The organism is Muricomes intestini (assembly GCF_004346165.1).
Classification (GTDB): Bacteria; Bacillota; Clostridia; order Lachnospirales; family Lachnospiraceae; genus Muricomes; species Muricomes intestini.
The window spans coordinates 7,938-16,105 of sequence record NZ_SLZZ01000043.1; the positions used below are offsets into that span (position 1 = coordinate 7,938).

General features: G+C 45.0%; 5 protein-coding genes (1 of these 5 only partly in view). 1 reads left to right on the plus strand and 4 read right to left on the minus strand.

Annotated features, from left to right (window positions below; translation table 11 throughout):
• From EDD59_RS16835 to EDD59_RS16845, 3 genes are all read right to left on the minus strand, one after another.
• A protein-coding gene (locus tag EDD59_RS16835; protein WP_132384002.1) for an exosporium glycoprotein BclB-related protein crosses the window boundary here: on the minus strand, positions 1 to 552 show its 5' end (the start). Its footprint begins 816 nt before the window's first position; 552 of the gene's 1,368 nt are visible here — the first part of the coding sequence; it begins with the start codon at positions 550 to 552; the stop codon falls past the left edge of the window.
• Between the two features lie 174 nt (positions 553 to 726).
• Positions 727 to 2,352: an amidohydrolase gene (locus tag EDD59_RS16840; protein ID WP_132384004.1), complete on the minus strand. Its 1,626-nt coding sequence runs from the start codon at positions 2,350 to 2,352 to the stop codon at positions 727 to 729.
• Positions 2,345 to 3,748, minus strand: coding sequence for an APC family permease (locus tag EDD59_RS16845; RefSeq protein ID WP_132384006.1), 1,404 nt, complete (start codon positions 3,746 to 3,748; stop codon positions 2,345 to 2,347). The genes EDD59_RS16840 and EDD59_RS16845 overlap by 8 nt, the downstream gene beginning before the upstream one ends.
• Positions 3,749 to 4,110: 362 nt before the next feature.
• On the opposite strand from EDD59_RS16845, the gene tkt reads away from it, so the two are divergent.
• The gene (gene tkt / locus EDD59_RS16850) at positions 4,111 to 6,099 is read left to right on the plus strand and encodes a transketolase (protein WP_132384007.1); all 1,989 of its coding nucleotides are present in this window, start codon (positions 4,111 to 4,113) and stop codon (positions 6,097 to 6,099) included.
• Positions 6,100 to 6,753: 654 nt separating this feature from the next.
• On the opposite strand, the gene EDD59_RS16855 is transcribed toward tkt, so the two are convergent.
• Positions 6,754 to 7,794, minus strand: coding sequence for a hypothetical protein (locus EDD59_RS16855; RefSeq protein ID WP_132384008.1), 1,041 nt, complete (start codon positions 7,792 to 7,794; stop codon positions 6,754 to 6,756).
• Between the last annotated feature and the right edge of the window lie 374 nt (positions 7,795 to 8,168).

The following is an 8,168-nucleotide window of genomic DNA, read 5'->3' on the forward strand; positions in this document are numbered from 1 at the left end:
ATTTGCTCCTGCGGGGCCAGTAGGGCCTGTCGCCCCTGCCGGGCCGGCTGCTCCATTTGCTCCTGCGGGGCCAGTAGGGCCTGTCGCCCCTGCCGGACCGGCTGCTCCATTTGCTCCTGCGGGGCCAGTAGGGCCTGTCGCGCCCGTTGCTCCTGTCGGGCCGATTGCTCCTGCCGGACCGGCTGCTCCCGTTGCTCCGGCTGCTCCCGTTGCTCCCGTTGCTCCAGCTGCTCCCGTTGCTCCGGCTGCCCCTGTCGGACCGGCCGGGCCTGTTGCTCCTGTTGCTCCTCTTGGGCCTACATCACCTCTTGGGCCTGTGTCTCCCCTCGGCCCGGTATCTCCGATAGGTCCCTGGATGCCCGCGGGGCCTTCAGGACCTTCAGGACCCTCAGGACCTCTTGGCCCCATCGGTCCTCTTGGTCCCATGGGACCGGTAGGCCCTGTAGGACATATGGGCCTTGGCCTGCAGTTTCCCGGACCAGAGCCGCAAGGATTACAATTTGATCCATTATTATAACAGCTTTGTTGTTCTATATTATCATTTTCTTTCATGATTTTAACTCCTTATACTAAAACAGATGTTCTTTTAATATAATATATACAATAACCAAAATATTGGTTACTTTTGTTAAAATCATTTTATTTAGAGCCTGTTACGGACAACTATACCATTCCTCTTCCGTTGTCTGGAATACCTGAAGTTTCAAATTATACCAATTGTTTACCTTATATTTTTTCAAAGACCACCTTGCCGCCAACCATGGTCATAACCGGCAGGATATCCTTTATCTCCATCGGATCAACCGTGAAAATATCCCGGTCCAGCAAAACCATATCAGCATAATAGCCTTTCTTAATCCGTCCTTTCCTATCCTCTAAAAACTCAGCATATGCACTCTCAGTCGTATAGGCGTCGATTGCAGTTTCCACATCCACGCACTCTTTGGGATAAAAACCATCCCGTGGTTCTCCCTGCCTGTTTTTGCGGGTCACCGCCATATAGATGTTTGGGAATGGGTTGCAGTCTTCAACTGGACAATCAGTTCCATAAGAAAGGTGCACCCCTTTATGAATTAAGGTTCCAAAAGCGTAGGAGGTAGATGTCAACTCCTTTCCGCACAACTCTTCAACAATTTTCATATCATAATCAATAAAAATCGGCTGGGCCATAACCAAAATATCGTCTTGCCTGATTCTCTCCAGCAAAGCCTCATCGGTAATCTGACAATGGTTCAAAGCATGGCGCAGATTATTCTTTCCATCCTCAAAGGTTTTCTCATAGCTTTCAATTGTCCGCCTTACCGCCTCATCCCCAATTACATGAGTAACCACCTGCATGCCGTACTTTTTGGCCAGTGCACAGTATCTGTCCATCTCTTCTGGCTTAATCCACTCTAAGCCATGATTATCCGGATCCCCAACATAGCCGTTTGTCATCAGTGCAGTTCTTGCACCCAGACTCCCGTCTTTAAACAGTTTCAGGGGACCGATTTTCAGCCAGGAATCCTCATTCTCCGCTCCCAGCTTATATACCCCTTCTTCGAGATATTTTTCAAAATCCGCTAAATCATTAAAACAAACCTGATGCCGATAGCGGATCAGGGCCTCCCCCTTATCATAAAGCTCCTTAAACATCGCAAAGGCTGCCGGGCCATCCATAAAACTGGTTCCTACGTCGTTACTTTGTACACTGGTGAGGCCGTGAGCCACCGCATACTCCATGGTCTGAATCAACATTTGCCGGCGTTCCTCCATAGTAAAATCAGGAATAATAGATTTTACTACATTGCAGGCGTTCCCGGTGAAAATGCCATTTGGGCACCCGTCTTCCCCCAGCATGAATTCTCCATCGGGGTACTGGGGTGAATTGCCGTCAATCCCCAGTATCTCAATTGCCTTAGTATTGCTGGTAACGATATGCCCGCAGACCCGCTCCAGAACAATAGGTATATCGGTGCTGATTTCGTCCAGATCATGGCGCGTCGGAAGGCGGCCGCCGTCTGTGAACAGATCCTGGTTCCAGCCTGCGGCATGGAGACCGCTTTTTACCCGTTCAGGATGCTCTTGCATAAACACCTGGCACCGCTTGATCATTTCTCCTATACTGGAAACGCCCTCAATCTGTACCTGGTTTAAACTCTCGCCGAACTGCATCAAATGAAGATGTGAATCATTAAGCCCCGGTATAAGGGTCCTTCCCCTACAATCCATTAACTGTGTCTCTCCATTCTTGTATTTCAAAATATCCCCATTGCCGCCCACATCCTTAATGTAACCGTCCTCCACCAGAACTGCCTGGGCATATGTACCTTTCTCTATGTACACCTTGGCATTATAAAGAATTCTATTCATTGCCGTTCCTCTTTTCTTTTTTCAACTTCAAATCAAAGATGTAATATACAACAGCACCAAGAACAGGCACTCCCAAACCTACCAGGCCTAAAACAAAGTCTTCCATGGCAGTGTTAATGATTAAAGCAATAAAGATGAGTGCCGTAACAATCACTGAAACCGGATAAAACCATACTTTATACGGCCGCTCGATTTTCGGGTATTTTTTCCTTAAAATCGGAACAGCAATAATAACCAAAGCATTAAATACCATGGCGGACATTACTACCATATCTGTCAGCTGGCTCAAATTTCTGATGAGCACTAATATTATAGAAAGAATACCCTGCACAATAATCGCTACATGGGGAACCCTTGTTTTCGGATGAAGCTTTGCATATGCTTTAAAGAAATGCCCTTCTTCCGCCATCGCATAATACATACGCGGCTGAGCCAGAACCATGCCGTTGGCCGAGCCAAACATTGAAAGAATCATTCCCAGAGAAACCACAAAAGCCCCTGCTGAGCCAAATACCTTCTTCGCTACAGCCGTTCCCAGATATAAATCCCCGCTGTTGATCATCGATACAATTTCTTCATGAGGCAAAACTCTCATGACGGCAAAATTGAACAAAACATAAATAACCGTTACACTTCCAATGCCAATGATTAAAGACAAAGGTAACTTTTTCTTTGGTTCCTTGATCTCCTCGGCCACCGTATTCAGATTAGTCCACCCCTCATATGCCCATAAAGCAGCCACCACGCCAAAGGCAACCATACTGAAGACATTTGTGCTATTATCGGCTGCGTAAGCTGCCGCCGAACCCAGAGAAAGATCCGGGCTCACCCGCCCGATGAAAAGAGCAACTAACATGATAAGCGCTATAGGAATAAGCTTGGCTACCATAGAAATGTTTTGCACCACCGAAGCCAGCTTGACTCCGCCTAAGTTATAAGCAGTAATAATGACAATCAAAACAATGGCAGCTGCTTTTACACCAAAATCGCTCAAACCAGTATACGGCTGCAGAACTGCTATAAGGGCGGTAGCTACTGCAGCAATGGAACCTGGACCGCCAATAACCAGATCCGTAAAGCCAGCCATGAATCCCACCACCGGATGAAATGCTTCGTCCAGGTAAACCAACCGCCCACCGGATTTTGGCATGGCCGCACCCAATTCGGCGTAGCACAGACCCCCAAACAGAGAAATAATCCCACCCAACAGCCAGCAAAGCAGAGCCAGGCCGCTGTTCATGCCGACTCTTTCCAGAACATAGGAGCCTAAATAGAAAATACCGGAGCCTATCATGATGCCCCCAATAATACTGACTCCGCCGAAAACCCCGATCTCACGTCTAAACTCAGTCTTCTCTGTCGTTAAATTACTAACATGACTTCCTCTTTTTGCCATCTCAAACCTCCTCATAATTTACTTTAATACATTATAGTACTAAAACCATGGATATACCAGTCAAATTTAGTAAACTTATCCCCATTATGTTTTCTATTGATTAATTCACATAATGCACTATAATTAATATGATACCAGGATCCCAAGGCCATGCTTTTCATGCTTGCATGGAAAAGCATGGCCTTGGGACCCATAAAACATGAGAAAGTAGCCCGAATAGGGCGAATTTCGAATGTTTTTAGGATTGCGGGAGCACAAAGTGCGGAGCAATCCGTAGGTATCAGGGGGCAAAATACCTTTTGACCCCTACATCATTAAAATATAAATGTGATACTAAAAAACTAAAGTGAAGGAGGTAACAAATGAGTAATTTAGACAATACCTGCATAAACACCATAAGAATACTGGCCGCGGAGTCTGTAGAAAAAGCCGTCTCCGGACACCCCGGGCTGCCGCTGGGCGCTGCTTCGATTGCCTACACTCTGTGGGCGAAGCATCTGAAACATAATCCCAAAGATCCCTCCTGGCCAAACAGGGATCGATTTATACTATCTGCCGGTCATGGATCTGCTATGTTGTACTCTATGCTTCATCTGTTTGGTTACAGTGTATCTATGGATGAACTGAAAAAGTTCAGACAATTTGGCAGTAAAACTCCCGGCCATCCTGAGTTTGGACACACTCCCGGTGTCGAAATAACCACGGGCCCTTTGGGTCAGGGCATCGCAAATGGAGTCGGCATGGCAATGGCAGAGAGATTTCAGTCATCCAGATTTAACCGGGACTCTTTCAATATCATTGATCATTATACATACGTTCTCTGCGGTGACGGCTGCCTGATGGAAGGGGTCGCTTCAGAGGCCGCTTCTCTTGCAGGCGCATTGAAGCTCGGCAAGCTCATCCTTCTCTACGACCGCAATAAAATTACGATTGAGGGCAGTACAGATATTGCCTTTACAGAAAATGTAGCGGGACGTTTTAAGGCCTACGGATGGCAGGTTTTAAATGTTGCCGACGGCAACTCTGTACAGGATATCAGTGATGCTTTAAGCGAGGCGAAAGCCGAAACTAACGCTCCTTCGCTGATCGTTGTCAACACACAGATCGGCTATGGTTCACCTAAAGCCGGAAGCGCTTCCGCCCATGGAGAACCCCTTGGGGCAGAGAATCTGAAAAAGACAAAAGAGTTCTTTGGAATCAGCAGTGACGACTGTTTCACGGTACCTGCTGAAGTAAGCGGACATATGAAAGAACTCATCGCTAAAGGAATTGAGGCGGAAGAAAGTTGGAATCATCTGTTCGAAAAATACTCCACACAATATCCTGATTTGGCCAAGAGATGGAAAGTAGAGCAAAGCTTTGATTACACGGAATTATTACTGGAGGATGACGGATTTTGGTCTGTTGGCAATGCCCCCATTGCAACAAGGGCTGCTTCAGGAAAAATAATTAATTATCTGAGTCCCAAAATCCCCAATCTCATCGGCGGCTCAGCAGACCTTGCACCTTCAAATAAGACCTATATGAAAGATATGGGTGATTTCTCCGCCAATAATTACAATGGCAGAAACCTTCATTTTGGTGTGAGGGAGCATGGAATGGCTGCAATTGCAAATGCATTAACCACATATGGCGGTTTAAAGGTTTTTTGCTCCACCTTCTTTGTATTTACCGATTACATGAAAGGTGCCATGCGTCTGTCCGCGCTGATGAAGCTGCCCGTCATTTATGTGATGACCCACGACAGCATCGGTGTAGGGGAAGACGGGCCTACCCACCAGCCGGTGGAACAGCTTGCCGCAGTCAGAAGCATTCCGAATTTCATTGATTTTCGCCCAGCCGATGCAAACGAAACGGCAGCCGGCTGGTATACTGCGATTACAAGTACTTCATCACCAACCTGTCTGGTTCTGTCAAGGCAGAATCTCCCTGTCCTTGACATAGACGGAAAGTCCGCATTAAAAGGGGCATATATTCTCTTAGATTCAAAAAATGATGCTCCTCAGATAATACTGATTGCCACCGGATCGGAAGTCCATATTACATTGGAAGCAGGAAAAACACTTCAAGCAAAAGGCATTAATGCAAGAGTTGTCAGCATGCCATCCTGGGCGATATTTGAAAAACAGTCCGAAGAATATAAAGAGAGCATTCTTCCCTCTGCCGTTGAAAATCGGATAGCTGTGGAGGCGGCATCCTCATTTGGCTGGCATAAATACGTAGGCCTCAAAGGAAAAATCATATCCATTGATAGCTTTGGCGCTTCATCACCGGCAGATAAGCTTTTCAAGCACTTTGGATTTACGGCGGAAAACATCGTGGCTAAATCCAGAGAACTTCTGGGTAAGTAAACACGGCAGGTTATTTAAAAGGGACTGTCGGGAAATAGGCAGCTCTAAAGAAGAGGGACAGCATCGCACACATGAGCGATGCTGTATGTGCTGGCCCGAAATATAAATAAATACATCGTTTTAAAACGGGACAGCTTGTTAAATATGATTAGCTGCGGCTTGTTTTTTGTACACTAAAATAAGGGGAAAGAATAAGAGATGACCGTAAAAACAACCCTGAGAGAATTTGGCAATGTTTAAAAGCCTGATTCTTCCAGGGTTCTCTTTATTTAGGGCTATGGGGATCAAAAACGAGTATTATCTGACAATAATCTTTTAACAGTGTATTTAATTGTAGTAATTTATGATGAAGCCTAAAAAAAGAGCTGTAAAAAGATAAATTTATCTTCTTACAGCCCCAATTAAAAAAGTTCTTATAGTAGCCACATCCTCAATCTGCAGAACTCTTGATATGGTGAAACTGATTCCGAAAGGGTTTACCCTCTCTTTCGTAAGTGCAATAATTTCCTGTTCTGTAAATTGAGCTTTAATACAGAGGAACTTGCAGTATCTCAGTCTCCGGTTCGTGAAATAATTCAGGGGCCGGAAACCATTGACCTGGTTGAGACTATTCCATTTACAGGTGTCGGAAAAGTAAAAGACGGCACTCCTCCCCTATAAACCATCCTCGTGAAATAATTGTTTTCTGAACTCTTCATCCTCTGTCATACGAAGAATATCTTCAATACGATTCTTCTCCAAAAGCCTTCTGACCAACTGCAGACTTCTCTGTTCACCTCTCTTCTCGCCTCTCTGTTCACCTCGCTTTTCACCTCGCTTTTCGCCTCGCTTTTCGCCTCGCTTTTCGCCTCTTTGTTCTCCATCTCGAACCATTTCTTCAATTGCTGTACACATATTGACCGCTCCTTCCTCACCTTCATTTTGTTTTTCTCTCAGCACCGGAATATCCAAAAATATGGAGACAAGTTCAGTTCGCTCTCTAGATAAATGACTGTAATGATTTTTGTTTTCTTTTAAAACTTTATTTAGCAGTTTTCTGTCATGACAGACTTTCAGTAATTCAAAAACCTCCCGCAGCCCGGTCTTAAAGTTCCTCGCATCAACCGTATCGCTGCTCACAAGATGCAGTGCATAATTCGGAAATTCTTTTTTCCATGGCATGAGCTTGTCCGTAAAATCCAGCATATCGTGTAAATCTTTCGGTTTCATCCAATTTTTCTGTTCCCCATAATACAAAACAAGAGTCAAAACGGGAACCAACCGGTCTTTTTCAGTCATTCCTGACATAAACTCTGCAGAAGTTTTTAGATTATGGATATTCTTGTTATACTTTTCCCTTCTCTGCATCTGATCTGAGTAATCAATCCCGTCATACAACAGACTTCTCACTGGCATGCCGTAATGTATCTCTCTCTGAGCCTCCACCGCCAGTATGGCCTCCTGATTGCCTGTATCATCCAGGCACCTCATCTGCATTTTCACATCCCGAATACGCTGCAGGTCTCTCACACTGTCACTTCCTGCTTTTACCTGTACTGTCTGCTTTTCACCGCAGCGAACAAGCTGCTCCGGGGCTATGACCTGTTCTCCCCGAAAGATGGAACCGTTAAACAGATCTGCGAATATCTCGGCATCTGTCAGCGCTTTACAGATCTGTGCATCTCTGGCGCACAACTTCGCATGAGTTTTCCTCATATGTTTCCTCCTCTTTGTGTTGTCTGGAAGAGTGAAACATATAACGGCAATTGATGGACACTATCCTCTTGATAAAATCATTGTAATATCCAACATATGACATTTCAAGTATATTTCACCATACATACTGCCGCTATCCTCACAGTTCACTCATTCCTTCTGTATTAAGTTTCAATTTTGCTTTAGACTGGAAATTTGGCTGAACTGCCCGAAATACTTACAAGATTTTCCAGATATTTTGATTATAATTCAATTTCAGACTACTGTCAATCTGACATTTGCTTGAGTTTCCGCAGTTTTATCCACATAGACCTGAATTAAACCATGTCTTTATAAACAACTTTCAAAAAATGTCCCAAATATAAGGAATCTGA